Genomic DNA, 25657 nt, shown 5'->3' with positions numbered 1-25657 from the left:
GACAGTAAGTGTATATATTTCTAAATTTACTGGCAATGATAAGAATATAAGATGTTGTCTACATCTTCGATGGTAAGACTTTGTTTATCAGCTAAAGTTTTCAAATTATGGGTAATATCTTTAAGTTGAGACAAATTAAAAGAAAGTCCTAATTCATTAGCCCGGTGATTCACCGCCTGTTTCCCAGCCAATTTATGATTGATTAAAATTGAGCGAGTTACACCAAAACTCCGGGGATTAATAGCTTCATAAGTCTCAGAGTTATTGAGCATAGCCTTAGTATGAATACCAGCTTTATGACTAAAAGCACTCTCTCCAAAAATACAGTGATTAAAAGGAATAGAAATTCCAACTTTTCTGGCCACTAATTCATGCAAGTAAGCCAGTTGTTCCAACCGATATTTAGATTTAATTTGCTCTGGATTGGTAGCATATAGCCTAGCGATGAATCCAGCTAGTGAGGTAATACCATTGCGTTCACCAATTCCCAGAACAGAAGTGTCAATATGAGTTGCTCCCGCTTCCAATGCTGTATAGCTGTTAGCATTTGCACATTCTGTATCATTATGTCCGTGAAACTCAATATCTAAATTGGTAAACTGGCGCAAAGTCTTTACTAATTCAAATACTTGCATCGGGGTACTAATTCCTACTGTATCGGCAATTCCTATGCGGTTGACAACTCCTAATTTTTCAATCTCCGAGTAAATTGTGATTAAATCTTCTATGGAAGTGCGTGACGAATCCTCAGCAGAAAACCGTAACTCAATATCGGGAGCTTGCTGATGAATAAAAGTTAAAACTTCAGATGCTAAATCAATAATTTGATTAATATTTTTACCATGACTGAACTGACGCATCAAAGAAGAACTACCGATAGTTAAATTAATTCCAGCTACGCCTGTCGCTAAGGCAACTTTAGCATCTTCTAAGTGACAGCGAATGTGAGTTAATATTTTGGATGGCAAACTTAACCGAGCCAATCGTTCACAATCCCGTCTAGATTGTGGTGAAGCAATTGGTGACGTTAATTCTATATATTCTACTCCAAATGCAGCAAGTGCCTCAGCAATTTCGAGTTTATCATCTAAAGAAAAATTGGCTTTGACGAATTGTTCACCTTCACGGAGAGTGCTTTCTACAATTGCAAATTTAGATAGCGACATTGACTGCTCCTTTGTATTAATAGTTGACGATAATGTTTACTTATTAGTAAAAAAATTGTAGGTTGGGTGGAGGCTTTGCGTAACCCAATATCCTAATATATGTTGGGTTGCGCTCCGCTCCACCCAACCTACGTCTAATGCACTATTTGAAGCTTTCATACCCTACGTGTATTTCAAAAATAAAATAGGAGTGCTATAGTTGACAATAATGCTTACTTGTTAGTTTTTATATCAACAGATTTGCATAATCGAGAAATAATGACTTTGGCTGATTCTTGGGGACTGGCTATAGCATCAATTATAAGAGAGCGATCGCTTGTATCCATCGCTTCTAAAATCTGTTTCGTGGCAACCGAATCATAGTTCTGACTCTCTTCCACAAATATTTTTAGTTTATCCCGCAATTCTACATCTGTAACAACTCGTTTGTTTACAAGTTCTAAGATTTCTTGTTCTTCTCTAGGAGTAAAATAGTTAGAAGCCTCTGGTATGCCCAAACTAGCAAAATTCGTCAGTGCTTCTGGGAAAATTTGCCTATTATCTTCTAAATTTTGATTAGCAATCTGATCAAAAGGATCATGACGTTTTAAAAGCCTTTCTAAACGCACCATGTTTGGTGCAGTCAACATTACAAATTTAGCATTTTCTAACGCTTTAGCTGCATAGCAAACCTCATTTACACCACGCAAACTATCAAAAACTAATATGGAATTGACTTCTTGGGGATTGACGTGCAATGAAGCTAAAATGTGACCCATTCCACCAGGAAAGTATTCCCGATAAAGGCGAGCATAAGTTAGGCGTTGAATCCGGCAATGTGGTTGCACGACTTTCTCTTCCATTTTTAACATCGGCGCAATTATTAAGCGTTCGGTTAAAGCACGACGATTAGGTAAAAGTGTAAAATCTAAACCTTCTTCAGCCAAAGCTTTTGTGATTGTACTTTTTCCCACCCCAGTCATACCCACTATGATTAGTAAAGGAAAAGTTTTTATTGGGAACCAGTCTTTAGGAACAGGGAATCCTACGCCTACACCTGGACTTAAGTGTTCAAAAAATAGATTTTGCCTTGTTGTATTAACTAGCTGCTGCACAATATAAACCTCTTTTTTTAGCCTGATAAAATAAACTTTTAACAGAAATATTCAAAGTTCTTCGTTCTTAAAATAAATGACGCGATAGTTTTGTAGTAAAAGGCTTTTCAGACTACTCTAATGCTGGGCGTAACTATTTTTGAGTTAGTATAAATATAAAAATATTGTCCAGTCCTCGGTATTTATACATAAAAAAATCGCCATATTAAATTGATGATAATATTCTTGATAATACCTATTGATATTATTTTTTTGAAAAATTGTTTTATCCTGAGTTTTGCAGCAAATGACCACGCCTTATTGTAATGATCATCAATCAAACAGAGGTATCGCCGTTAGTTAAATGAGAATTATTTCAAAATTATTAAGATATCTTAAATAAAACCAGTTTTAGTATTAAAATTTGTTAGCTTGCTAAAGTGTAAATGGTTCAACTTGGCAAATAAAAATATGGAAATTAGCGCTCGTAATTCTCTCAAGGGTACTGTAAAAAAAGTTACGCATGGTTCAGTAAATACTGAGGTAACTTTAGAAGTAGCACCAGGAGTAGAGCTAGTGTCAATCATCACAAAATCATCAGCAGAAAAGTTAGGACTTGTAGAAGGTAAGCACGCTCATGCTGTGATTAAATCATCAGATGTGATAGTTGCTGTTGATTGAAAAAGAGGCAGATTTTCTAATCATATTTGATTTGTGAGAATTCAAGGCTATAGATCCCCGACTTTTTAAAGAAGTCGGGGATCTTGTTTTTGATTAAGTAATGCTATACATAAAGATTAATTAATTTTAATTATCAATAATGCGAACATAAATAGTGCCAATACTTTCTATATCTAGTGCCAAATCTGTGTTTACAATTTTGATAATCAAAGAGGGAAGGTGTTGTTTTAAAGTGATACTAGTTCCTGGTGTTACTTCCATTGATATCAGTTTTTTCAAGATTGTTTCGTCGTGACTTTTACAGAAGGTGACGATTCCTCGTTCTCCCGTTCTCAATAATTCTAATGAACAGCCAGTCACACTAAAGGGTTTAAACATTGTAATGATAAATTAGGAATTTTGAAGGGTAGAAGGAAGTATATTTTCATCCTTCATCCTTCATTTTTTATTTGGTTGCTCAAGACAACAACCGAAGTAATAGTTTAGACGAGATACGCTTCTTGATGAGTCTTAATTGTGCAATTAGAACGAGGATAAGTTACACAAAGTAGAGCGTATCCTTTAGAAACCTGCTCGTCATCTAAAAAGTTTTGATCTTCTTGATTAATTTCACCTTCGACAACCTTGCCAACACAGCTAGAGCAGGAACCGGCGTGGCAAGAAAAGGGCAACTCAATACCATTTTCTTCTGCTGCTTCTAAGATGGTAGTCTCTTCGTCAACTTCAATTGTGGTGTCTAGGTCTTCTTTTTTGTTGATTAATCTAACTTGGTACGAAGCCATTTTCCGATTCTCCTCAAACGTTATACAGTTGGTTCAATTTCTGAAGTTTTTGAGCAACATATCCTACTATTTGCTTTCCTTCTTGTTACAGAGAAGCTAGGCTTTAGCTAGTTTCTCTATTAAGGTTGAGAGATGCAAAGCGAACGAGAAGCTACCTCAAGGCAAGGCGATCGCATCTATAGAAAGCCTATACAAGCAGACTTGGCGCTAACGGAATGATGTTAGCTGCAAGGTACACCAGTAGGCGTACCATCGTCTGTTTTAAAGGACTTTCCACAACCGCAGGTATCAGTTGCATTGGGGTTGATGAATTTAAAACCGCTTTCCATCACTCCCTCAACGAAGTCAACGATAACTCCGTCTAATAAGGGCGCACTTTTGGCATCAACGTAAACCAGCACTTTGCCTTGCTGACTTACCAAATCATCTGGTTGGGGTTTGCTGGTGATATCGATTGCATATTCATAGCCACTGCAACCACCATCTTTTACAGAGATGCGGACACCTTTAGTTGCGCCCTCAGCGTCGGGTGCTGAACCTTTGAGAAATGCCCGCAGATGAAATTCTGCTTTTTCTGATAAAATAACGGCCATTAAGTCTCCTGATTTGTAGCGATTAGTTGTTCTGATTCAGGTGTGGATTGTCATTTGTCAGTTGTTATTCACTAATGACTCCTGTACAGACGCGATTAATCGCGTCTCTACTCATGACAAAAATCAACTATTTTGTGCAATGCCTGTGGGTTCCATCGAATTGGCTTGCGCGTGTCTCCAAGGCGCACTATTGCCGCATACTGGACAAGAGCGATCGCGGTGAGAACGACGTTTAGCAAATTCCATCCGATTCAGATCGATGGTCAGCAATTGCGATAATAGAGGCTGACTAAACCCGGTGATCAGCTTGATCGCTTCCAAAGCCGTGAGACAAGCTAGTGTCCCAGAGACAGCGCCGATAACTGAAAAGCCGCGCTGATCCCAATCAGGCTTCTCTGGAAACAAACAAGACAAACAAGGAGTCACACCAGGAATAATCGTCGTTAGGTAAGCCTCCATCCCATTCATTGCGGCTTCCACCATTGGCTTACGCGATCGCACACAGGCTTCATTTAACAAATTGCGCTCTGTAAAGTTGTGGGCGCAATCAAGAGCCATATCAGCAGATTGCACTAATGAGTCTACATTTTCCGGGGTGATGTAATCATGAACTGCTTCCACTTGGACATCAGGATTAATCGCATCCAGAGTTTCTTTAGCTTTGAATACCCTTGGCTTACCTACCCAATCATCAGTCATGAGAACCTGACGATTCATATCATCTAGCCGCAAGTCACCACCCCGGACTAAGATTAGCCGCCCAACGCCCGCTACTGCTAAGTAAAGCGCCGCCGTACCGCCTAATCCTCCCACACCTGTAACCAAAACTGTCGCTGACTTTAGGCGTTTCTGTGCTGTTTCGCCAAAATTCGGAAGCATCATTTGGCGACGATAGCGTTCTAATTCGGTAGGCGTTAGGTTAACCAATTTATACCTCCTAATCAGAAGTGATTTCTGTCAGTGTGACTACATTTTTCGGCTTATCGTTAAACACTTTGAACAGCTTTTGTTCATAAGCTGTCGATTCGATAAATACCTGATAAGCTTTTTGCAAAGCCAAAGAATATTGATTTAATTTCTCTTCTTGACTCAAGTCAGGAGAATTATCATCAATTTCGTGGATGTATTGAGAAAACTTTTTCAGAATATGTAAACGATTTACATTTACAACTTCTAAATCGTAGGACATATTAAAGAATTGAAAAAATTCTTCGGCATCTACGAGCTTCTTGAATTGATCAATAGTTCCAGTCATTTAGCATTCTCCAATTTTTTCAGATTTTGCTTTAGTTCATCTAACTGGCGATAGATTTCATAAGTTGCAGCCGCAACATCCATAAGTTGTTTGTAATCTGCTGGCAGGCCTTCAGCTAGATCATGCAGATCCATTTTCATTTGACCCGCTTTGCTGTTAAGCCGTCTGATTTGTCCTTGTAGTTCCTCAATGCTCGTTTCTTCTGCTTGCACAATCAGCCACTCCTTATTTTTAAGTTAGGAGTTAGAAGTTAGGAGTTAGGAGTTATAAATATAAATTAGGAACTGTAAATCATGAATTATTAGTTAAGAGTTAACTTAACTCCTCATTCTTAATTCCTAACTCCTAACTCCTCACTCCTAACTACTTAAACTTTGCCAACTTCAGGAAAGCGTTTCGCCAAATCAAGACCTTTTTTGACGTAGTTTTCTCCCTCTTCTGCTAATTTCTCTAGGGAGTCAAAGCCAAAGCGTTGAGCATCTCGCAAGGTTTTTACAGCTAGCAAAAGACGACCTGAAAAAACTAGCGCCCAGCCAAATCCTTCATGGCTCAAATCAACTACAACCTGGGATATCAAACCTGTTTCTTGTTCAATCCCAGCAGCTACAGCCCGAAAAAATGCCATAATCCGGGCTTGAGTGATCGGATCAACTTCACCCTCAACGGAGATTTCCCGTTTCTTTTGTTTGGTGACAATAAAGGGTTTGAGAATTAACTCATCCGACCAACTACGATAAACTCCATAACTGTCTTGACCACGAATTTGTTTGATTAATACCTTCAGGAAAGGTGAGTTCAAGACCTCAGTTGTAGCAGTTCCATTCACACTATTATTTGTGGTCATACTGTTGCTTCGTTTTCAATTTCATCGGCAAAATTTGTAGTTTTTTGCTGTAAAGCTTTACGTAACCAAGGTGGAGGATTACCTTTGAGGGTTTTCACTAGCTTATTTAGCACTTCACTAACTTCTTCTTCTGGCGATCGCGCCTTCACTGGAGTAACACCTTTCTTAATTAACCGAGCGGCGGCGCTACCACCAATTGCCACAACATAAATAATTGTGCAGTCCTCTAGAGCCGCAAGTTTTGGTGCAAGTCTACTCTCATTATTCTCTTCTTGGAGTTGATCATCAAAGTTAAGAGTCTCTAGGAATCTATATCCTTCATCCGAGACTTCATAAACATCAATTTCGTCTGCTGCTCCAAAATGAGCATTAATATGAACTCGGTCACTCGTGGTGAAGGCAATTTTCATCGTAATTCTCCTCTCTAAAGTTTTGAATTTTGAAGCGATCCGGTTCAGTTAGTGATATTTAGCCTCGGAAGATCCCCCCAACCCCCCTTCAAAAGGGGGGCTAAATTCTCTTCTTTTTAAGGGGGCAAGGCTTGCTCTATTCCCTCTTTTTTAAGGAGGATCAACTTTTAACTGAACTGTTTTGAATTTTCAAGTGTGAATTCAAAACTCTGCGCTCACAATTCCGAACTCTTGGAACTGCTTAACTCTGGCTTCTTCTTGTTCTAAAAACAGGTTGCCGATGCCAAACACAAGTTCCATTGTGCCTCGATAGCCAACCTTGGTAAATTGACCATTACCTAAGCGGTCATAAATGGGCAATCCGAGACGGTAAAGGGGAATCGAGAGCCGTTTAGCGATCGCACCAACATTCGAGTTACCAATCAGCAAATCAGAACCGCCTGCTAGACTCTCAAAGTCTTCTAAATCGCCGATGGTGATGCTTTTAACTGGGAGTTTTTCTAAGAGGTGCGATCGCGTGGTTGTCACCGCCCCATGAATTTGCGCTCCCATCGATTGCAGGAAATGCACTGTTGACCACAGCAAATCTGGTTCTAGCGCTAGAGAAACTCGTTTTGCACCGAAGTAAAAGTGGGTGTCCAGCATCGCATCTTGCAACTGACGACGTTGGCGGCGGTATTTTTCAGGTACGCTGTTACCGCTCAGAATCGCCAATGCTTGGATAAATTCATCTACTGGTTCTAATCCTGTCAGTTCGCCAAACACTTCATAAGGTGTGTCAAAGCGTTCCTCCAGAATCTTTGCAGCCCCCCGCATACTTTCACCCAATGCCAGGGTAAAGGCAGAACTACCCACTTCTCGTAGCTGTTTTAAGGTAGTCCCACTGACTGTAATCGCACTATAACCATCCTCTAAGTGTCCATCTAAGGAAGCACCAAGGTCAGGTACAAAGATCGGCACTAATCCAAAGGACGTAACTATCTCTTTAATTTCCTGTACATCCCCAGGTGTGAAAGCAGAACCCGCCAAAATTGTGACTTGTTCAGTTCTGATTTCACCTGCGCGAGGAATTTCCTGAACTATGCTTTCCACAGCAACGGCAAAGCCATCTTGCAACGCACCTTTAAAATCTGGGGTAGGTGCAAAAACGATCGCTAAATCATTCAATTCGGGATGGCGATCGCGGATTTCCTTCAGAAAACCCTCAATGTCATCTCCTCTAGTTTCAGTCAACCCAGTACTACATAAACCAATAATTTCTGGATTAGCTTTTTCCACCAGAGTCAGAATTGCTTCTTCCACATTCTCTTCACCACCCAAAATAGTGGTGACTTCCGTCATCGCTGTTGTCGCTAAGGGAATCGCTTCCCGGAAATGCCGCACCAGCACAACTTTAGCGAAAGCAGTACAACCTTGGGAACCGTGGAATAAAGGCATCGTCCCTTTCAATCCCAAAAAGGCTAAGGTTGCACCCAAAGCTTGACTTTGCTTAAGGGGATTAACAGTCAGTGCTTTGTTAGAAACGGTAACGATCGCCATTAAACTACCTCTTCATTCCACAGGGCGGACTTTCTCGTTCCCTGGCTCTGCCGGGGAATGCTGACAATGAGGCTCTGCCTCATCTACTCTATAAAGAAGGGCAGCAGCCCTTCAGGAATGCGTTCCCAGCGGGAGTCTGGGAACGAGGCTAAAGCCACCATTAAACTTCCTCCTCGTCCCAAGGGGCGGGTTTGCGTATTTGTTCCCAAATGGGGCTATAGAGAGCTTCGTATAATTCCCGCGCCATCTCAATCATTCCCACATAACCTGCATAAGGATGGTGGCGTTCTTGGTTGATATCAAGGAAAGGAATTCGAGCTTTCAAAGCGGTGTATTGGTTGCGACCACCAGCAATCAGCATATCTGCGCGAGTGTCATTAACCACTTGTAGCAATTCCTTAGCGTTGCCCTTCTCCAACATGATCCCATCATTGCCGAGCAACTTCTTGATTTTGGCTTTATCTTCCTCAGTACTTTTCCGAGTACTGGTAGCAACAACTTCAATGCCTAAGTCCCTAGCAGCCGAAATAATCGACCAACTCTTAACACCACCTGTATACAAAACAACCCGCTTACCTTTGAGTCGAGCGCGATAGGGAGCTAGTGCCAAATCTAAAGCAGCCGTTTCTTCGGCAATCAGCTTTTCTGTGCGTTCTTGTAGATCGGGATCGCCTAATTTAGCAGCGATATTTCGCAGACAACGATTCATATCATCGATGCCGTAGAAAGACTCTTCAATGTAGGGGATGTTGTAACGCTCCTCCATCTTTCTCGCCATATTCAGCAACGCTCGTGAGCAGATCATGACGTTGAGCTTGGCGCGGTGGGCATAGCGAATTTCATCGTAGCGAGCATCGCCCGTAATTTTAGACAAAATACGGATGCCTAACTTTTCTAACAGTGGTGTTACTCCCCACATTTCCCCGGCGATATTGTATTCACCGATTAAGTTAATATCATAAGGCGTTGTATGTTCCGGTTCTGCTGTTCCGACAACATATTCTAATAAAGCTTCACCGCCAAAACGGTTGCCGAGATTTTTACTGCCAATGAATCCTGGGGCAATGACGGGAACAACAGGAATACCAATTTTCTGGGCCGCCGCTTTGCAGACAGCATCCATATCATCGCCAATTAAGGCTGTAACGCAAGTGGCATAGACAAATATTGCTGCTGGTTGGTAGCGCTCTTTGAGTTCCAGAATCGCTTTGTAGAGTTTCTTTTCGCCACCAAAGATGACATCATTTTCACCCAAGTCAGTAGTAAAGCCCATTTTGTAGAGTTGCGGGCCAGACGACAGACTACCACGACTGCCCCAGGAATTACCAGCACAGGCGATCGGCCCGTGGACTAGATGCGCTGCATCTGCGATCGGCACTAAAGAAATCATTGCACCATCAAAGGCACAGCCCCCTTGAGCCGCGCCAGGTTGTGCCTGTTGAGCGCATGACTTGTTTTTCTTTTCGGATTGTTTATGCTGATTATGCTCGCATCCTGTCTCAGTCAGCAGCTCGTTGATTTTGCCTTGGGTGCTTTTCATCTCTCTTCTCTTAATTGTTAATTGTCCTTTGTCATTTGTCATTTGAATTGACTATTGTACAGACGCGATTAATCGCGTCTCTACCAATGACTAATGACCAATGCCCAATGCCCAATAATTAACAAATGTATTTCGTGACATCCTCTCCACATACATCAGCGAGGTAAGATAGAGCGCGGAAACGCAATCCTACAAATTCATCATATAAAGGATTGAGTTTACATAGTGGTGGGATATCAATAGACTTCCCAAATAATTTAATTTGTCGCTCAAAGGGACAACAACAAGGAATTGTTTGGCAAATTAGATGAGCGATGCGATTATTTTTAACCTGAATTTCATCCACCACACGGCGCAACGGATTAAGAAGATTGTGGAACCACCCTGGTTTTTTCTGGTTAGGTGGATGGTAATTAGGATGAGGATGAGTGTGAGTATGTTCGTGAGTGTGATTGATGGTTTCCATTTATAAATCCCTTGGGTAAATGCTAAATTGGGTACTGGGTATTGGGTACTGGGTACTGGGTATTGGATATTAGGTATTGGGTATTGGGAAAATTCTTCCTTAATTCCCAGTCCCCAGTCCCTAGTCCCCAGTCCCCAGTCCCTAGTCCCTAGTAACCTGTGTTTCTACACAATTTCTAACGAATCAAGTCGTAGGAAATATCTGTCTTAGAAGGAATGTTGGTGTTGCGATCGATTTCTTCAAACAGGGTATTTACAACCCAGTTAAGCAAGTTGATCACACCTTGATAACCAATGGTGGAGTAGCGGTGTAAGTGGTGACGATCCATGATGGGGTAGCCAATTCTCACTAAAGGAGTCTTGGTATCGCGCCACAGGTACTTACCGTAGGTGTTACCGATGAGCAAGTCTACGGGTTCGGTGAACATCAAAGAACGCAAGTGCCACAAGTCTTTACCAGGCCAAACAGTTGCATTCTTACCGAATGGGCTAGAAGCAAGCAGTTCTTTCATTTCTGCTTCAAATACTTCGTTGCTGTTATGAACCAAGACATGCACAGGTTCAGCACCCATTTCTAGCATAAAGCCAACTACGCTGTATACTAAATCTGGTTCGCCGTAGATCGCAAAGCGCTTGCCGTGAATCCAGGAATGGGAATCAGTCATGGCATCAACTGCCCGACCGCGTTCGATTTCCAATTCTTGAGGAATGGGGATACCACTCAATTCGCTGAGTTTCATCAAGAACTCATCAGTACCTTTGATACCCCAAGGACGAGAAACTGAGGTTGGTTGCTTCCACTCTTTTTCAATGTATTCGCGGGTTTTGAGGGTAGAGTGTGCTTGCAGAGCGATCGTTGCTTTCGCATTAATTGAATCTGCGGCATCTTCCAGCTTTGTACCACCTGGATACATATCGAACTCACCTGTGTTAGGTGAATCTAGGTAGTCGCTGTTGTCGGCTAGAATTGTGTAGTCAAAGCCGAACAAAGAAGCAATCCGCTTGATTTCGCGGTTGTTACCTACGTAGGTGTCAAAACCTGGGATGAAGTTGATTTTACCATTGCTGGTTTCTTTCTTATGACCTGCGGTCAAGTTAGAAAGAATTCCCTTCATCATGTTGTCGTAACCAGTGATGTGGGAACCGACAAAGCTAGGGGTGTGAGCGTAAGGTACTGGGAAGGTTTGAGGAACTGAACCAGCTTCTTTAGCGTTGTTGATGAAAGACTGCAAGTCATCACCAATTACTTCTGCCATACAGGTGGTGCAGACAGCAATCATCTTGGGCTTGTACAGTTGGTAAGAGTTCGCCAAACCGTCAATCATGTTTTGCAGACCACCAAACACGGCTGCATCTTCAGTCATTGAAGAAGATACACCAGAGAATGGCTCTTTGTAGTGACGGGTTAAGTGGGTGCGGAAATAAGCAACGCAACCTTGAGAACCTTGAACGAAAGGTAGAGTACCTTCAAAACCAACAGCAGCAAAGATTGCTCCTAGTGGTTGACAACCTTTAGCAGGGTTAACGGTTAAAGCTTCACGAGCGAAGTTCTTTTCCCGATAATCCCAACCCTTTGTCCATTCTGCAACCCGTTTTACTTCTTCGGGGTCGTGACCATTTTCAAACTGCTTTTTGTTTTCAAATAGCTGTTGGTACTCTGGTTGGTGGAATAACTCAACGTGATCTTGAATTTTTTCTGGATTCTGAGGCATTTCTGGATCTCCAAGCTTACTGAATTCTTTTACTGATTGAGGAGGGAGAGACGCGATTAATCGCGTCTTTACAAGGGAGATGGGAATATGATTCAAAATTCAAAATGCAAAAATCAAAAGAAATTTTAATTTTTCAGTTTTGAATTTTGGATTCCCAACTCCCCCCTGGGGTTTTAGCCCCAGGTTATCCTTACTTATCGCTCTCTCCCATTTCTCTAGACGGCAGCCTTAGCCTTAGCTTCAGCCTTCTTAGCCTGAGCTTTTTCATTCCAAGGAGCGCCAATTAATGACCAGGTTGGGCTGTTGAGTGCCAAGTCCATGTCGCGTGCGAAGATAGCGAAGCCGTCATAACCGTGATAAGGACCGGAGTAATCCTTTTTGTGGTTTAATTCTTTTCAACAGCCTAATGTTTGTAGTAAGCAATGTCTCTGCTAAACATTGTTTTCTGAGAACACATTTATTTTTAGCCTAAATATAGGCTAAAAACACAGCGATGCATAATCAGTCCTGAGCGATTAGAAATCGCGGCTACACAAACTCTCGTCCGCCTACGCGGACTAGGGAAAAATTTAGCGTTTGTGGGCGTAGCAGTACCATAGGTTAACCTGCGTCGGTAGGGTTTTGCTTGTGTTTATGTTTATCTCTGCAATCACAGCAACAAAGAGCGCACGATGAAAACGAAAGTACTATTGGAATTAGAGAAAGTGAATCTGCGTTTGAAGTCTGCAAAGGCAAAGGTGACAATTAGAGAATCGAATGGAAGTCTGCAATTACGGGCGACGTTACCAATTAAGCCGGGAGACAAGGATAGTAGTGGTACTGGGAGAAAGCAATATAATCTCAGTTTGAATATTCCTGGTAACTTGGATGGACTCAAGACGGCTGAGGAAGAAGCTTATGAATTAGGAAAGTTAATTGCGCGTAAAACTTTTGAATGGAATGATAAGTATTTAGGAAATGAGGCAATTAGAAAAGATTTCCAATCTATAGGGCAATTACTTGCAAAATTTGAAGAAGAGTATTTTAAAACTCACAAACGCACAACTAAAAGCGAGCATACTTTTTTTTATTACTTTTCACGAACCAAGAGATTTACCAATCCTCAAGATTTAGCAACTGCTGAAAATCTGATCAGTTCAATTGAACAAATCGATAAAGACTGGGCTAAGTATAATGCCGCTAGAGCGATCGCAGCATTTTGTGTGACATTTAACATCGAAATTGATTTATCTAAATATTCCAAAATGCCTGAGAGTAATTCTCGAAATATACCGACCGATGGGGAAATAGCTGAGGGAATTATCAAGTTTGAAGATTACCAAAATAACAGAGGTAATCAAGTTAATCAAAATGTTCAAGATAGCTGGCAGCTTTGGCGCTGGACTTATGGAATGTTAGCAGTTTTTGGTTTACGTCCACGGGAACTTTTTATTAATCCCGATCTTGATTGGTGGTTGAGTCAAGAAAATTTAGATTTGACATGGAAAGTTCATAAGGATTGTAAGACTGGTGAGAGACAAGCATTGCCATTACATAGACAATGGATTGAGGATTTTGATTTGAGAAATCCTAAATATTTAGAGATGTTAAGGGGTGCGATCGCTAAAAAAGATAATACTAATCATGCGGAGATAACGGCGTTAACACAGCGAGTTAGTTGGTGGTTTCGCAAGATAGGATTAGATTTTAAACCCTATGATTTACGGCACGCCTGGGCAATTCGAGCGCATATTTTGGGGATACCAATTAAAGCTGCGGCGGATAATTTGGGGCATAGTGTGCAAGTTCACACCCAAACTTATCAGCGTTGGTTTTCGTTGGATATGCGGAAGTTGGCAATTAATCAGGCTTTGAGTAAGAGGAATGAAGTTGAGTTGATTAGGGAGGAGAATGCAAAGTTGAGGATGGAGAATGACAAGTTGAGGTTAGAGGTTGAGAAGTTGAAGATGGAAATGGTTTATAAACAAAGTTAAATTTATTGATAAATCATATCATGTCTGCTTAATCAAACTGAATAAAAAATGTTCGTACTAAGGGCTTTAGTTCCAGTTTTAGGGACTGAAGTCCCCACTACAAACTGTTTATTATGGTTGATTTGGTGGACTTCATATCATACCAAGTTTAGATAATTTGCTATGATTTATGCATAAAAATCATCAAAATAAACTCATTGAGATATTTATGTCGATACAAGAAAATATTCCAAAATATAGGTTATGTACAGTAAACTCAGTTAATATAGCTGAAGCTTTAGATTAGTTTGCAGATTTTATCAAAGAAAAAACCTCTTATAAAGATAAGGAAGCATATCTGTGTATTGAAGGATCTTTGTTAATATTGCATTGTTCTGGGATAAAAAACTTAGTATTCATTGAGATACATTGCAGCGTGATTGTAAAACCAGGAGAAGGTGAGATTTCTTGGGTAGCGATCGCAAAATTTAACCATTTTTGCACTGTGCAAAAAACCAATATAAAAATACTGAGGAATAGCTCTGTCATCCCTTCTTACAATGGTGCTATAATGTCAGATTTTTTTGGCTCTTTGCCATATAAAAAAGCACAACACTATGCTTATTATCGATACCGGACAAGTAAGGTAAAGCATGAGTATAACACTGATTTTTACAAAACCCAATCAAATCATTTGTCTTAAATTATATAATGGAGTAAGCAATATAAGTCCAGTTTGATTATTTGTGAAAGGATGTTAACAATCAAATGCTAGAAAAGGTAATACTTCATAATTTCAAAAGCCATAAACATACGGAACTTAGTTTTGATAGTTCCCGATTACATGGACTAGTAGGAAAAAACAGTGCTGGTAAAACAACAATATTACAAGCATTACATAATCTCAGTAGGCTTGCTGCTTCACAATTCAAAAGTATTTTTCAGTATGAAAGATCACCTCAATTCATTACAACAATTGGGGAAAAAGATATTTCTGTTACTGCAAGTGGTTTTTGGGGATATACCAATCGGCAGAATTGGCAAGCTTCCTATAGTTGGAAGCAAGAAAACAATGATTCTTGGTATCCGACAGCATCATGGAACATAGATGGAAAGCCAGGAGATTCGGAAGGATGGTCAAGTTCTTTAAGTGAATCTCCATATCCAATTCCTCAATCTCTGAAATATGCTGTTTACCTGAAGTTAGTTGCAAGTAATCTTGCTAAAGCAGCTTACAGTGAAGAAATTACGCCGAGGGTTGAGTTCGACGGTTCAGGATTAGCACCCACTTTAGATTTTTTGCGTAACGAGGCTCCAGATAAATTTCGATTAATAGAGGAAAAGTTAAGCCGCATTGTACCAAATGTACGCAAAATAGGCATAAAGCGATCAAAAGTTCCAGTTATTCGCAAACGTTTAATCGAAGTTGATGGGAAGTCCATTTCCTATGAAGAAAGTCAGGAAATGATAGGACAAGAAGTGATATTAGACATGAATACAGGTGAGCGTATTCCAGCCTATGCAATTAGCGAAGGAACAATGCTAACTTTAGGTTTACTAACTGTGTTAATGAACCCTAATCAACCTAATTTAGTTTTTCTGGATGATGTGGAGCAAGGACTTCATCCAAAAGCACAACGTGAGTTGATGACTGTTTTTAAGGAAATAATTCAATCTAATACTAATCTGCAAATTATTTTTTCTACTCACTCTCCTTATATTATTGATGAGCTTGTTCCTTCTCAAGTACATATATTAAATAATAGTAATTCAGGTTTTACAATCTCCAAGCGTCTAGATGAACATCCTGATGTGGAATGGGCAAAACAAACTTTGACAACTGGTGAGTTTTGGGATGCCGAGGGTGAAGATTGGGTTTTTGCAGGAGAAGTCAGTGTTTGAGATCATTGTAATAGTGGAAAGTGGTGCAGATTCACGAACAGCTACTAAATTAGCCGAGCGCGTTTTGAAGGAGCAAATCGATTGGTTAGAGCCTGATCTAATAAAACATATATTCCACTGGAGAGGCTTAGAGGAAGGAACAGAATATTCCTGCTGGAGCGACGTTGATAAAATCATTGATGATGCAAAAGAAAAAATAAGATATAAACCTTCAAGATTTCTGGGTCATCATAATAAAGGTGTACCGTTTAAAGCTGATGGAGCAATATCTATTAAGGTTCTTAAGTTGGTAGATTTTCTTCAAAGAACACGACAGATTAAAGCCATTCTCTTTATCCGTGATTTAGACAATCAACCAGAGCGTAGAGAAGGGCTTGAGCAAGCACGCTCAGAACATATCAATCGACAGCCTCAACTAAAAATTGTTATTGGTACAGCTAATCCAAAACGTGAAGCATGGGTTCTCAATGGGTTTCTTCCGTCTAATCAAGAAGAACAAATTCTAGAAAAAATCAAGACTCGATTGAATTTCGACCCTTGCATAGACTCACACAGACTACGCTCTACCTCACAGAAAGAACCTGATCGAATTAGAAATCCAAAAGTAATTGTTGAGCAGCTAACAGGCAAAGATATGAAACGCGAACAGCAGTGTTGGGAAGATACGAGTTTGAAAATTCTACGTGAAAGAGGTGTTCATACAGGCTTAACAGCCTACATCCAAGAAATTGAGCAACACTTGATTCCAATTATTTTGTCTTAGTAAAAAATTCAGATAATTAGGAGTACGATCGCATCCCTAATATAAAGTCCGTTGTCGCAAAGCGCAACGCAGCACGATCTCAAATTTACAAAGCTGATACCGCAGCCTGATAAAATTTGTGGAAAGATAGAAATATTGATTCATTTCCAGCATGACAATTATGAACGCCGTAGAGCTATTTCCTACCCTGCGAAATTTAACTCGTGCAGACAAACTGAAAGTGATGCAGTTTCTAGTTTCAGAATTATCTAGGGATGAGGAACCATCATTAGAGCAAGGAGCAACTTACCCTATTTGGTCGCCACTTAATTCTCACGCAGCTGCACATCAACTTGCTCAACTGCTAGAGTCAGACGAGTAAATGCACAATGGTTAATCCTCAAAGATTTTCCTTTACAGAGGGATACGATACATTTGGTGTTCCCGATGCGCTGCCAAAGCTACCATTAATATTAACTTATCGTAACTCATCAGTAGACGTTTCCGGCTTGTTAGATACTGGAGCAAGCGTCAGCGTTCTGCCATATAGTATTGGTGTCCAGCTAGGGGCAATTTGGGAAGAACAGACGATTTCTGTAACGTTGGCTGGTAATTTGGCTCCCGTTGAAGCAAGAGGTTTGCTTGTATCTGCTCAGATTGGAGCGTTTGAGCCTGTTCGCTTAGTTTTTGCGTGGAGTTTGTCTAATGATGTACCTTTGTTGCTAGGACGTATGAACTTCTTTTTGGAGTTTGATGTGTGTTTCTATCGATCGCAACTAGTATTTGATGTGTGTCCACAGTCGTAATGCGATCGCATCCCTAATGTAGGCTGCGTTGTCGCAAAAAGCCAGAGTTATTTTACTCAAAAGCAACGCCGCGATAAATTTCCGCCATCGCCAATTCAATACTAACTGAATCTAAAGAAATAGAACGCTCCAAGCCGCTAAATTCACTGAGCAACCAACCTTGAGCCTGTTTACTATAACGTTCCACAAAAGGTTCATCCTGCTCGACTAATAAATATTCGCTAAAACTCGCAATTGAGCGATACATCCGAAATTTACTGAGTCGGTCGTAATCTGCGGTGGAAGGAGATAGAACTTCAACAATCAGCGTGGGATTCAAGACTTCATCTAAACGTTCAGCATTTAATTGCGGTTCACCGTCAAAAATCATCACGTCTGGATATACCCCACGTCGATATTCAGGAATCCACAGCCGCAAATCACTGTTAATTGCCTCGAATTGAGTGTCACGCAGCAGAAACTTGAAAAAGGCAAAAATGTTTCCACCGATGCGGCTGTGTTTAAGGGTTCCTCCTGCCATAGGTACAATTTCTCCATCTCGATATTCGCTGCGTCCTTCGGCTTTTTCTTCGATCGCCCGATATTCATCCAAGCTGTAGCGGCGCGAGATAGTAGAAATCATAGGTCGTAGGCGATCGCCTTGGCTATAAGACAACAATATTATTTTGTCACAGATTTGATTGTGAGGTGATGTCATATCTGTGTCAAAAACAGTCAAAATACATTACACCCCACCCCCAACCCCTAAGAGCTTGCGGGGAGGGGAGACAAAGCGTAGCTTTGGCGGGGTGGGGTTCTTCGGGTTTAATAAGTAATCAAGCGGACATGATATTACAAGCTAATCACCAACATTTAAAAATGTTCGTAGTCGGGACTTTAGTCCTGATTTTGTAAAGCAATGAAGGGCATAGCTGCCCTTATATCAAGTTCGGGTGATTACTTATAATAAAAGCTATCAATGTAGGTTGGGTTGAACGGTAGTGAAACCCAACATGAACAACAATAAAATGTTGGGTTTCGTTCTTCAACCCAACCTACATATATTATAAGTGTTTAACCAAACCTGATAAGCTGATGTGCAGCTAAATTTTATAACAAGAAAACCCAAAAATATTGTAGTGCGGGCATCTTGCCCGCGTCCAATATACAAATTAAATACACAACAGCTTATTACCGCGTAGCATCTCGTAGAGAGGACTTTAGTCCTCTCTACAAAACAAAATTATAAAAGTGCGATCGCACTTGCTTTTAACCTTTTGAGTTTTTTAGCAGTAATTGACAACTACATAAAAACGGGTTTGGACTTTCTGTGCGATCGTCCACAAGCACTTCAATGGGAAGGTTACTGTTGTAAATCAATTTGTCATAATCCATCAATGCATTCCACTTGATTTTGCCAGTGGGGAAGCCTAGCTGTGAAGCTGCATCAGCTATTAACTCTTGCCATTTCTGAGTCTCTGGATCTTGCGATTTGGGGTAATCGAGAATGGCAATCAATGCACCAGGCTTGGTAACTCTTATGATCTCCTCAAGAGCGCGGACTGGATCGTTAAGGACACAGAGCGTATATCCTGACGCTGCTGCATCAAAGCTATTATCAGGAAAATCAAGATTGCAGATATCCGATATCTTGAAGGTGATGTCTGCGGATACGCGCTTTTTACGTGCTTCATCCATCATTTTATGAGAAAGATCAACACCGACGACACTTACACCCTCAGGATAGGCTGGAAGACTAAGACCTGTTCCTACCGCAGCATCCAATACGGTTTGTCCTGGCTTGAGTTGCAAGGAAGCAATTAGAGAATCGCGTCCGATGTCCCAGTAACGGCTGAGAGTTGCTTCATAATCCACTGCTGCCTGATCGTAGGTTTCAACCACTTGATTTATCTGCATAGATTCTTTAACAAATAGGACTACTCATTTAAGTATCTGTTCAACTGTGGGGTGTGTTAGCCCCCAATCCTTGTATATTATACTACTACTTAGATAGCATTGACAATTATAAACCAGTATCAAGTTAAACCACTCCGTGAACTTTTAGCCGGAGAGGAATCTGAATGATAAACTCGGTTCCAACTCCCGAAGTTGAGATGCACTCCAGTTTGCCGCTATGCTTTTCTGTAACGATTTGGTAGCTGATAGACATACCCATTCCAGTTCCTTTGCCAATGGGTTTAGTGGTGAAAAAGGGATCGAATATTCGTTGCTGAAATTCTTGAGAAATACCGACTCCGTTATCAGCGATCGCTACTTCTAACCACGTTGAATTAATTACCGACGTGCGAATCTTAATTTGACTGGGATTGTCCTCGATTTCCTGATAGGGATGCTTGGTATTATTTTCTTCTAAGGCATCAATGGCATTCACTAAAATATTCATAAATACCTGGTTGAGTTGTCCGGCATAGCATTCTACTAGCGGTATAGCGCCGTAGTCTTTGATCACCTCAATTTCAGTTTGTTCTGATTTAGCTTTGAGGCGGTGTTGCAAAATCATCAAGGTACTGTCGATGCCCTCATGAATATCAACGCTTTTGAATTCCGCTTCGTCGATGCGGGAAAAGTTTCGCAGCGACAACACAATTTGGCGAATCCGCTCGGTGCCTACTTTCATGGAAGACAACATTTTTGGCAAGTCTTTCTGCAAAAACTCCAGATCGATATCTTCAGCAGCGATTTGAATTTCAGCAGCAGGGTTGGGATTATACTGCTGATACAACTGCACAATTGCTAATAAATCTTCGGTATATTGTTCCATATATTCGAGGTTGCCATGAATAAAGTTGACTGGATTATTAATTTCGTGTGCGACTCCAGCAACTAGTTGTCCCAAACTAGACATTTTTTCACTTTGAATAACTTGAGATTGAGTGCGCTGCAATTCCCCCAATGTATTTTTTAGTTCATTAGTGCGTTCTTCTACCCGGTTTTCTAGTTCTTCCTTGCTTTTCTCTAAGGCAGTAAAGGATTCGTGCAATTGTCCTGCCATCTGGTTGAAAGAGTTGAACAGGGTATTAAGTTCTTGAATGCTGCTAGTTTTTACTGTCTGAGCTAAATTGCCGGATGCCATTGCCTCGCTTGCCCGATTCAGGCGGAGAATCGGGCGTACAATCCAATGAGAAGTAAACACGCCCATCACCGAGGCAATGACTAATGCGCCAAAACAAAGGGCGATGGTGGTGCGTGTGTTGGCGTTAATTTGCGCCATGAATGTGTTTTCTGGCACACTCACCACCATCAGCCAATTTAAACCATACTTGTCATGCCAAGGTACAACATCGACAAAATGCCGTTTTCCTTGCACTTCAAGTTGAAAATCTGTATCTTGGGTGATAGACCCAAACCCAGAGGTTTGGAGGTGTCTGGCAATGTTCTGTATGATTGGGTCAGAACTATCGATGGCCTGCAATCGCCGGATCTTTTGATTGACGAGGACAAAAGGCTTCTCTGTACCGGAACTGGCAATTAATGTGCCATCTCGCTCTAAAAGAAATACCTTCCCAGACTGACTAATATTCAAACTGCGTAAAAAATCGCTGAGTTTCAGCAGGTGAATGTCCGTTGCAATCATTCCTAGTAAGCGATTTTGCGAATCATAAATCGGACGACTGGCAGAAGCGCTGATATAAGGGCCTGTTGGAAAATTTGCAGTGACAATTTTTGCCCAAATCGGTTTACCAGCAGCAATGGGTTGGGTATACCAAGATTCAGTGAAATTGTTCCAAGTCCACCGAGCATTGATCTGAGTTCGATTACCTTGATTATCTGTGGCATAAGTAGAAGTATTATTGGTCAGCTTGGCAGTCCAATCATCAATGGTGATCGTCTTGCCATCATAACGAGCCGCTCCCAGCCCCTCACCCGTTGTGAGTCCAATACCAATATAAGTTAGGTTATATGTCTGCATCTGATCCCAGAAATACTTACTAAGGGTTTGACGATCCCGCACATCCAGTATTCCCCTGCGGATGGCATCTGCATTTATTTGATTCAGGGTTTGCGGAATGGAAAGATAAGACTTTAGGTGTTCATCCACTACCTCAGTGGTACGATCTATTAACTGTTCTGCTAGGTCGTTAACTGCTCTTTGTCCATTTTTAAAAGACAAATAACCTACTAAACTAACAGCTCCAAAAATTTGGATCACAAAGGGAACAACAAGAACAATCTGTAATGAGAATGCTTTACCTTTCCTGAGATAGTGAGTTTTCATTGCTGGCAACTGGAAGTTGTGCTAATTTGATTTGGTTCTATAGTTCCCAAAATGTCCACATACTCACGCCGGTTTAAATTTTTTTGTTAAATCACAGGCAATAATCCGTTTATTCAGCGTAGTACTGATCCATGTCCCGGATACTATATTTATACAAATGATTAATCGCATTTAGAGGATGTTTGAAAAGTCCTTTTGTGAGTACCAAAACGTTATATATATGACTTTTCACGGTATCTGGAAAACCTCACTTCTATTTCTCTCTCCTAAAAGGAGAGAGACTTTGAATTTCCCCCCTTCCCTACTTCGCGTAGCGGCACGAAGTGCGGGAAGGGGGTTAGGGGGTTAGGTCAATCGTTAGCTTTTCCACATAAAGTGAAAAGTCAGGTTCTAGATCCCCCTAAAGTCCCTCGATAAATTGGGGGACTTTGATTCCAGTTCCACCCTTTTTTAAGGGGGGTTAGGGGGGATCAACAAGTGCCCAAAATCACAACAAATTACTTTTTAAACAACCTTTTATAATGATTTGGCATTGCTGACAAAATTTCGAGTAATAGCGCATATTCTAACTTGTCGATGCTGGTTTCTTTCCATTCTTGCTTTCCACACTAGCAAGGAATGACGGTTGCTCATTACTGGTAGTTGGCGACTCGCCTCGCAGTCCCTTCCGGCGCTGATTTTTAGGAATTCCTCCCGCCATACCGTACTCTACACTGCTTTTGCCATATCGAGTTCCCACTGCCATTAACATGTGTTCTGCCATATCTCCCAACTCGTCTTCTGTTTCCAGCATTTCACGATACAGTTTATCTAAGCTGGAAAGGGCACTATTATATGCATTTTCTTTAGTTCGCATCGTTTCGATCAGGGTTGAGAAGGCAGGTAAGGTGAGTCCATTGCCTAAATCTATATTCGGATGAATTGAGTTTATACTAGCTGCACGCCGCACTGCTTTTTCTAACACTAGAGAAGTTCTTTTTCTACGAGCCATGATCTACACCTGGTAATACAGTACGGTTAATATTCTTTACCTTAGAAAATTGACCTATAGATCAGCCTGAGAGAATTCCGGCAAATCTGCAATAGTTTTGCTACAAGTGCGATCGTTGTCATAAATGCGCGAAATACCTAAATGAGAAAGCAAACTGGGGTTTGAGAAAGTAAAAGCTGATTTTGAGAAAGTAAAAGCTGATTTTGCTTGCGGAAAACACTAAAATCAGTAAGTAAAAGCTGATTTTGAGTAAGTAAAAGCTGATTTTACTTGCGGAAAACACCAAAATGAGTAAGCAAAAGCTCATTTTGAGTAAGTCATAAGCCATTTTGCTAACTAAATTCGTTTTTATATATATTTTTGCGCTGCATTGATCAGTTATCGACAGCACTGCTTTATGTAAAGTCACGAGTTGATTGAAAGTTGATCCTGATGTCGATCATGGGTATGCATTAACCAGTGATGGCGATCGCAAGGACAATGTACTCGACTGTTTAAGACTTATCGGTTATAAACGAGAAGTTATCTGCATGTTTATTGCGTCTACCAAACTTGAGCAACTCAATCATTTACAATGTTACTTATGGCTACCAATCCCCAAAAGCCGCCTACGCTTCAATAAAAAAGCAGGTATAGGTAGAATGTATCTAAACTGCGATCCACACTTTCGGACTGTAAAAACAATTACTTACTGGACGGAAACAAATCGTTATGCAAGTGATCTACCAATGCCTATTGACCTATATTTAGATGAACTTGGTTTAGATCAAGCAAATCAAAACATTGATAGATTATTTGACTTGGCAGTGAAACTTAATTTAGAAAGAAATTGACTTGTAATAGACTATTGATACTATAGTAATCTTATATGATTTGTGAAAACTCGCGTTGTTAAGATCCCCGATTTTTCAAACAAGTTGGGGATCTGCGGTTTGCAATTGTCACAAATCAACTATTCAAGTCCCGTTTGAGTGTAAATGTATACTCTACAGTTTACAATGGCTTGCATATAACAATATTTTAATTTCTGGAAGTCAATGATAAACAAGATAGTTCTGATTACAGGCGCTTCTAGCGGAATTGGCAAAGCTACAGCCGAAAAACTTCTTGATGATGGTTATCTCCCTATATATGCAATCCGAGATGTAGTACGTTGCGCCGTTCCAACAACACACCCTAGCAATATTAGGAATTTGATAACATTAACAAAGTAAGCGATCGCCTCTTACCCAACTTCGGCGATATCTACGATGGGTTACGCCCTCTTCAACAGAGAGAACAAAAACACTATGGCAAAGCGGAAAAAAAGCAATCTCCAGTGGATTAAGGAAACTCTTGAACTAAAACCCGATCATCGCTGGGAATCTCCATCAGGCTACAAGATTTTTGTCGCAGATAGAGGCGCTGTTCGCTTCAATGTTCCCCAGAATTGGGTTTTTGAGCCACAAGAAAAATCTTTCAAGTTCATGGATAAAAAACCACCCAACGATGATTGCTGCTTAGAAGTATCTTTCAATCGCCTCCCACCCAACGACTGGAGCCAGTTTCCGCTAAAACCCACCTTGAAAAAAATCATGGAAGACGATAGCCGGAACGTCATTTCCAAGGGAGAAATTGTTACCATCAAGCGCCAAACCGCCAGGATTGTCTGGACAGAAATCAAGTTCATTGACACTCAGGAAGAACCACGGGAAGCTTTTTCGCGGACTTGCATTGGTTTGGGGTCTAATGTTCAGTGCTTGATTACATTCGATTATTGGGCAGATCAAGCAGAACAATTAATACCCATTTGGGATGAAGCAATGCGTAGTCTCACATTAGGGTTGTATATCCGTGACCCCATGACTGGTCTAGCTTTCCCAGACTGAGCCACAAGGATGAATCGTGATAATAAGTTAAATTGAGGCTTGCTTTCAATATCGGGAATGAATCTAAATCCACTCATATCATGTCCGCTTGATTACTTATTAAACTCTAAGAACCCCACCCCGCCAAAGCTATGCTTTGTCTCCCCTCCCGAAGAGCGGGGAGAGGATTAAGGGGTGGGGTGCAATGACTGTGGGAATCATAACTAATTATTCGGACATGATATCATATCATGTCCGCTTGATTGCTTATTAAACCCGAAGAACCCCACCCCCGCCAAAGCTATGCTTTGTCTCCCCTCCCGAAGAGCGGGGAGGGGCTGGGGGTGGGGTGTATTGACTGTGGTTAGCATAACTAATTATGCGGACATGATATCACACAGCTAATTTTAGAACGAGGTTTTGACCGATTTCAATCAGGATCAAGATCGCGTTTCGCTGCTTTTCGGCTGAAATATACACTGACCTACTGTGAACCCAGTGATAATTCAGCTATGCGTCTTGACTTTGAGAGTTCATTACATCTTGGTAGAGTAACAGTTTGGGAGTCAGGAGCTTGTGAGATGGATATTTTGGAAATATCTACTGGTAACAATGTCTTTTATGAAAGTCACCAGTTCAATAACGAAAAAGAATTTCATCGAACCGTAAGGATTCAGGTGGCAGGGTATTGACAAAGGGGACGCTTGAGGGAGAGTATCACAAATATGAACCAAAACCTGCCTCAAAATTTAGACCGAGAAAGCTTGAACCAGTTATCAAAAGAAGAACTGGTAAAGATAATTATTGAGCAGGGCAAGGCAATATGTGAGTTACAGAAAACAATCTTAGAACTACAGCAAGAAGTAGAACGTTTAAAAGTCAGCCGAGAAATAGAATAGTTCTACCTCATCGAAACCACCATCTGGGGATATTCTAAAAAAGAGCGAAAACAAAAAAGCATCCCTGGACGGAGAATCGAATCATCCCAAAAGGAATTTTAGGGACTGAGTATGCAGGGGTACTCAGCAGCGATAATTTTAGCGTTTACAACGGCTATCCAGCTTTTGCCCAGCAGAAATGTTTGGCTCATCTACGCCGACACTTCAAAAAACTAATTATTCTTCCAGGTCTTCACAACCAA

27 protein-coding genes and 4 pseudogenes are annotated in these 25657 nt (G+C 40.9%); 12 read left to right on the top strand and 19 right to left on the bottom strand.

Features of this window, described 5'->3' with window-relative positions:
* Nucleotides 1-26 precede the first annotated feature (26 nt).
* Complete coding sequence (gene lysS, locus V7K97_RS00950; protein ID WP_334798837.1) at nt 27-1166, bottom strand: homocitrate synthase; 1140 nt, start codon at nt 1164-1166, stop codon at nt 27-29.
* A gap of 212 nt (nt 1167-1378) precedes the next feature.
* On the bottom strand, nt 1379-2260 hold the full coding sequence (locus tag V7K97_RS00945) for an AAA family ATPase (protein WP_334798836.1): 882 nt from the start codon (nt 2258-2260) through the stop codon (nt 1379-1381).
* 450 nt (nt 2261-2710) lie between these two features.
* Between V7K97_RS00945 and V7K97_RS00940 the strand changes: the two genes are divergently transcribed.
* Entirely contained in the window at nt 2711-2920 is a 210-nt protein-coding gene (locus V7K97_RS00940) for a TOBE domain-containing protein (RefSeq protein ID WP_334798835.1), read from the top strand.
* A gap of 126 nt (nt 2921-3046) precedes the next feature.
* Here V7K97_RS00940 and V7K97_RS00935 read toward each other — a convergent pair whose 3' ends face one another.
* The 13 genes and pseudogenes from V7K97_RS00935 to V7K97_RS31880 all read right to left on the bottom strand — a co-directional run.
* Nucleotides 3047-3298: a FeoA family protein gene (locus V7K97_RS00935; protein WP_334798834.1), complete on the bottom strand. Its 252-nt coding sequence runs from the start codon at nt 3296-3298 to the stop codon at nt 3047-3049.
* A 104-nt stretch (nt 3299-3402) separates the two neighbouring features.
* Complete coding sequence (locus V7K97_RS00930) at nt 3403-3702, bottom strand: 2Fe-2S iron-sulfur cluster-binding protein (protein WP_334798833.1); 300 nt, start codon at nt 3700-3702, stop codon at nt 3403-3405.
* A gap of 221 nt (nt 3703-3923) precedes the next feature.
* Nucleotides 3924-4295 carry a HesB/IscA family protein gene (locus tag V7K97_RS00925; protein WP_229553976.1) on the bottom strand — a complete coding sequence of 124 codons (372 nt, stop codon included), beginning with the start codon at nt 4293-4295 and terminating at the stop codon, nt 3924-3926.
* Nucleotides 4296-4418: 123 nt separating this feature from the next.
* Entirely contained in the window at nt 4419-5222 is an 804-nt protein-coding gene (locus V7K97_RS00920) for a HesA/MoeB/ThiF family protein (protein ID WP_334798832.1), read from the bottom strand.
* 10 nt (nt 5223-5232) lie between these two features.
* Nucleotides 5233-5550, bottom strand: coding sequence for a nitrogenase-stabilizing/protective protein NifW (gene nifW / locus V7K97_RS00915; protein WP_334798831.1), 318 nt, complete (start codon nt 5548-5550; stop codon nt 5233-5235).
* Complete coding sequence (locus tag V7K97_RS00910; RefSeq protein WP_334798830.1) at nt 5547-5762, bottom strand: CCE_0567 family metalloprotein; 216 nt, start codon at nt 5760-5762, stop codon at nt 5547-5549. Before V7K97_RS00910 ends, nifW begins: the two co-directional genes overlap by 4 nt.
* Nucleotides 5763-5917: 155 nt before the next feature.
* Nucleotides 5918-6394, bottom strand: a complete 477-nt coding sequence (locus V7K97_RS00905) for a NifX-associated nitrogen fixation protein (RefSeq protein ID WP_334798829.1) — start codon at nt 6392-6394, stop codon at nt 5918-5920.
* Nucleotides 6391-6804, bottom strand: coding sequence for a nitrogen fixation protein NifX (nifX, locus tag V7K97_RS00900; RefSeq protein WP_334798828.1), 414 nt, complete (start codon nt 6802-6804; stop codon nt 6391-6393). The genes V7K97_RS00905 and nifX overlap by 4 nt, the downstream gene beginning before the upstream one ends.
* Before the next feature lie 201 nt (nt 6805-7005).
* Nucleotides 7006-8343, bottom strand: a complete 1338-nt coding sequence (nifN, locus tag V7K97_RS00895) for a nitrogenase iron-molybdenum cofactor biosynthesis protein NifN (protein ID WP_334798827.1) — start codon at nt 8341-8343, stop codon at nt 7006-7008.
* A 160-nt stretch (nt 8344-8503) separates the two neighbouring features.
* Entirely contained in the window at nt 8504-9883 is a 1380-nt protein-coding gene (gene nifE / locus V7K97_RS00890) for a nitrogenase iron-molybdenum cofactor biosynthesis protein NifE (RefSeq protein ID WP_334798826.1), read from the bottom strand.
* A gap of 118 nt (nt 9884-10001) precedes the next feature.
* Nucleotides 10002-10349, bottom strand: coding sequence for a Mo-dependent nitrogenase C-terminal domain-containing protein (locus V7K97_RS00885; RefSeq protein ID WP_334798825.1), 348 nt, complete (start codon nt 10347-10349; stop codon nt 10002-10004).
* 175 nt (nt 10350-10524) lie between these two features.
* On the bottom strand, nt 10525-12060 hold the full coding sequence (gene nifK, locus V7K97_RS00880) for a nitrogenase molybdenum-iron protein subunit beta (RefSeq protein ID WP_334798824.1): 1536 nt from the start codon (nt 12058-12060) through the stop codon (nt 10525-10527).
* Between the two features lie 215 nt (nt 12061-12275).
* Nucleotides 12276-12443: pseudogene (locus V7K97_RS31880) on the bottom strand (nitrogenase molybdenum-iron protein alpha chain); the annotation flags it as partial.
* A gap of 257 nt (nt 12444-12700) precedes the next feature.
* On the opposite strand from V7K97_RS31880, the pseudogene V7K97_RS00875 reads away from it, so the two are divergent.
* The 5 genes and pseudogenes from V7K97_RS00875 to V7K97_RS00855 form a co-directional block, all read left to right on the top strand.
* Nucleotides 12701-14033, top strand: a pseudogene (locus V7K97_RS00875) (site-specific integrase); the annotation flags it as partial.
* A 747-nt stretch (nt 14034-14780) separates the two neighbouring features.
* Nucleotides 14781-15914, top strand: a complete 1134-nt coding sequence (locus V7K97_RS00870; protein WP_334798823.1) for an AAA family ATPase — start codon at nt 14781-14783, stop codon at nt 15912-15914.
* Complete coding sequence (locus tag V7K97_RS00865; protein ID WP_334798822.1) at nt 15907-16677, top strand: hypothetical protein; 771 nt, start codon at nt 15907-15909, stop codon at nt 16675-16677. Before V7K97_RS00870 ends, V7K97_RS00865 begins: the two co-directional genes overlap by 8 nt.
* Before the next feature lie 160 nt (nt 16678-16837).
* On the top strand, nt 16838-17038 hold the full coding sequence (locus V7K97_RS00860) for a hypothetical protein (protein WP_094327414.1): 201 nt from the start codon (nt 16838-16840) through the stop codon (nt 17036-17038).
* Between the two features lie 7 nt (nt 17039-17045).
* The gene (locus V7K97_RS00855; RefSeq protein ID WP_334798821.1) at nt 17046-17462 is read left to right on the top strand and encodes an aspartyl protease family protein; all 417 of its coding nucleotides are present in this window, start codon (nt 17046-17048) and stop codon (nt 17460-17462) included.
* A gap of 52 nt (nt 17463-17514) precedes the next feature.
* On the opposite strand, the gene V7K97_RS00850 is transcribed toward V7K97_RS00855, so the two are convergent.
* The 4 genes from V7K97_RS00850 to V7K97_RS00835 all read right to left on the bottom strand — a co-directional run bounded on the left by V7K97_RS00850 (nt 17515) and on the right by V7K97_RS00835 (nt 22669).
* Nucleotides 17515-18084, bottom strand: a complete 570-nt coding sequence (locus tag V7K97_RS00850; protein WP_334798922.1) for a Uma2 family endonuclease — start codon at nt 18082-18084, stop codon at nt 17515-17517.
* Nucleotides 18085-18710: 626 nt separating this feature from the next.
* Nucleotides 18711-19358: a class I SAM-dependent methyltransferase gene (locus V7K97_RS00845; RefSeq protein ID WP_334798820.1), complete on the bottom strand. Its 648-nt coding sequence runs from the start codon at nt 19356-19358 to the stop codon at nt 18711-18713.
* 124 nt (nt 19359-19482) lie between these two features.
* Nucleotides 19483-21678, bottom strand: coding sequence for an ATP-binding protein (locus V7K97_RS00840; protein WP_334798819.1), 2196 nt, complete (start codon nt 21676-21678; stop codon nt 19483-19485).
* Between the two features lie 565 nt (nt 21679-22243).
* Complete coding sequence (locus V7K97_RS00835) at nt 22244-22669, bottom strand: hypothetical protein (RefSeq protein WP_334798818.1); 426 nt, start codon at nt 22667-22669, stop codon at nt 22244-22246.
* Nucleotides 22670-23085: 416 nt separating this feature from the next.
* Between V7K97_RS00835 and V7K97_RS00830 the strand changes: the two genes are divergently transcribed.
* The 6 genes and pseudogenes from V7K97_RS00830 to V7K97_RS31860 form a co-directional block, all read left to right on the top strand.
* On the top strand, nt 23086-23502 hold the full coding sequence (locus V7K97_RS00830) for a hypothetical protein (protein WP_334798817.1): 417 nt from the start codon (nt 23086-23088) through the stop codon (nt 23500-23502).
* A 204-nt stretch (nt 23503-23706) separates the two neighbouring features.
* Entirely contained in the window at nt 23707-23883 is a 177-nt protein-coding gene (locus V7K97_RS31875) for an SDR family NAD(P)-dependent oxidoreductase (RefSeq protein WP_335151615.1), read from the top strand.
* Between the two features lie 75 nt (nt 23884-23958).
* The gene (locus V7K97_RS00825) at nt 23959-24537 is read left to right on the top strand and encodes a hypothetical protein (protein ID WP_334798816.1); all 579 of its coding nucleotides are present in this window, start codon (nt 23959-23961) and stop codon (nt 24535-24537) included.
* A 371-nt stretch (nt 24538-24908) separates the two neighbouring features.
* Nucleotides 24909-25208, top strand: coding sequence for an immunity protein TriTu family protein (locus V7K97_RS31870; RefSeq protein WP_442938892.1), 300 nt, complete (start codon nt 24909-24911; stop codon nt 25206-25208).
* A 33-nt stretch (nt 25209-25241) separates the two neighbouring features.
* Nucleotides 25242-25509 (top strand): annotated as a pseudogene (locus tag V7K97_RS31865) (IS66 family transposase); the annotation flags it as partial.
* Nucleotides 25510-25513: 4 nt separating this feature from the next.
* Nucleotides 25514-25657: pseudogene (locus V7K97_RS31860) on the top strand (IS66 family transposase); the annotation flags it as partial.

This window comes from Nostoc sp., assembly GCF_036917815.1.
Taxonomy (GTDB): Bacteria; Cyanobacteriota; Cyanobacteriia; order Cyanobacteriales; family Nostocaceae; genus Nostoc.
Note: the sequence above shows the minus strand (reverse complement) of the source record. Positions and strands in the feature narration are given on the sequence as shown.

Coding starts and splice junctions, on each gene's coding strand:
- lysS (WP_334798837.1), bottom strand. CDS start 1,166: ATGTCGCTATCTAAATTTGCAATTGTAGAAAGCACTCTCCGTGAAGGT.
- V7K97_RS00940 (WP_334798835.1), top strand. CDS start 2,711: ATGGAAATTAGCGCTCGTAATTCTCTCAAGGGTACTGTAAAAAAAGTT.
- V7K97_RS00935 (WP_334798834.1), bottom strand. CDS start 3,298: ATGTTTAAACCCTTTAGTGTGACTGGCTGTTCATTAGAATTATTGAGA.
- V7K97_RS00930 (WP_334798833.1), bottom strand. CDS start 3,702: ATGGCTTCGTACCAAGTTAGATTAATCAACAAAAAAGAAGACCTAGAC.
- V7K97_RS00925 (WP_229553976.1), bottom strand. CDS start 4,295: ATGGCCGTTATTTTATCAGAAAAAGCAGAATTTCATCTGCGGGCATTT.
- nifW (WP_334798831.1), bottom strand. CDS start 5,550: ATGACTGGAACTATTGATCAATTCAAGAAGCTCGTAGATGCCGAAGAA.
- V7K97_RS00905 (WP_334798829.1), bottom strand. CDS start 6,394: ATGACCACAAATAATAGTGTGAATGGAACTGCTACAACTGAGGTCTTG.
- nifX (WP_334798828.1), bottom strand. CDS start 6,804: ATGAAAATTGCCTTCACCACGAGTGACCGAGTTCATATTAATGCTCAT.
- nifN (WP_334798827.1), bottom strand. CDS start 8,343: ATGGCGATCGTTACCGTTTCTAACAAAGCACTGACTGTTAATCCCCTT.
- nifE (WP_334798826.1), bottom strand. CDS start 9,883: ATGAAAAGCACCCAAGGCAAAATCAACGAGCTGCTGACTGAGACAGGA.
- V7K97_RS00885 (WP_334798825.1), bottom strand. CDS start 10,349: ATGGAAACCATCAATCACACTCACGAACATACTCACACTCATCCTCAT.
- nifK (WP_334798824.1), bottom strand. CDS start 12,060: ATGCCTCAGAATCCAGAAAAAATTCAAGATCACGTTGAGTTATTCCAC.
- V7K97_RS00870 (WP_334798823.1), top strand. CDS start 14,781: ATGCTAGAAAAGGTAATACTTCATAATTTCAAAAGCCATAAACATACG.
- V7K97_RS00860 (WP_094327414.1), top strand. CDS start 16,838: ATGAACGCCGTAGAGCTATTTCCTACCCTGCGAAATTTAACTCGTGCA.
- V7K97_RS00855 (WP_334798821.1), top strand. CDS start 17,046: ATGGTTAATCCTCAAAGATTTTCCTTTACAGAGGGATACGATACATTT.
- V7K97_RS00850 (WP_334798922.1), bottom strand. CDS start 18,084: ATGATTTCTACTATCTCGCGCCGCTACAGCTTGGATGAATATCGGGCG.
- V7K97_RS00845 (WP_334798820.1), bottom strand. CDS start 19,358: ATGCAGATAAATCAAGTGGTTGAAACCTACGATCAGGCAGCAGTGGAT.
- V7K97_RS00840 (WP_334798819.1), bottom strand. CDS start 21,678: ATGAAAACTCACTATCTCAGGAAAGGTAAAGCATTCTCATTACAGATT.
- V7K97_RS00835 (WP_334798818.1), bottom strand. CDS start 22,669: ATGGCTCGTAGAAAAAGAACTTCTCTAGTGTTAGAAAAAGCAGTGCGG.
- V7K97_RS31875 (WP_335151615.1), top strand. CDS start 23,707: ATGATAAACAAGATAGTTCTGATTACAGGCGCTTCTAGCGGAATTGGC.
- V7K97_RS00825 (WP_334798816.1), top strand. CDS start 23,959: ATGGCAAAGCGGAAAAAAAGCAATCTCCAGTGGATTAAGGAAACTCTT.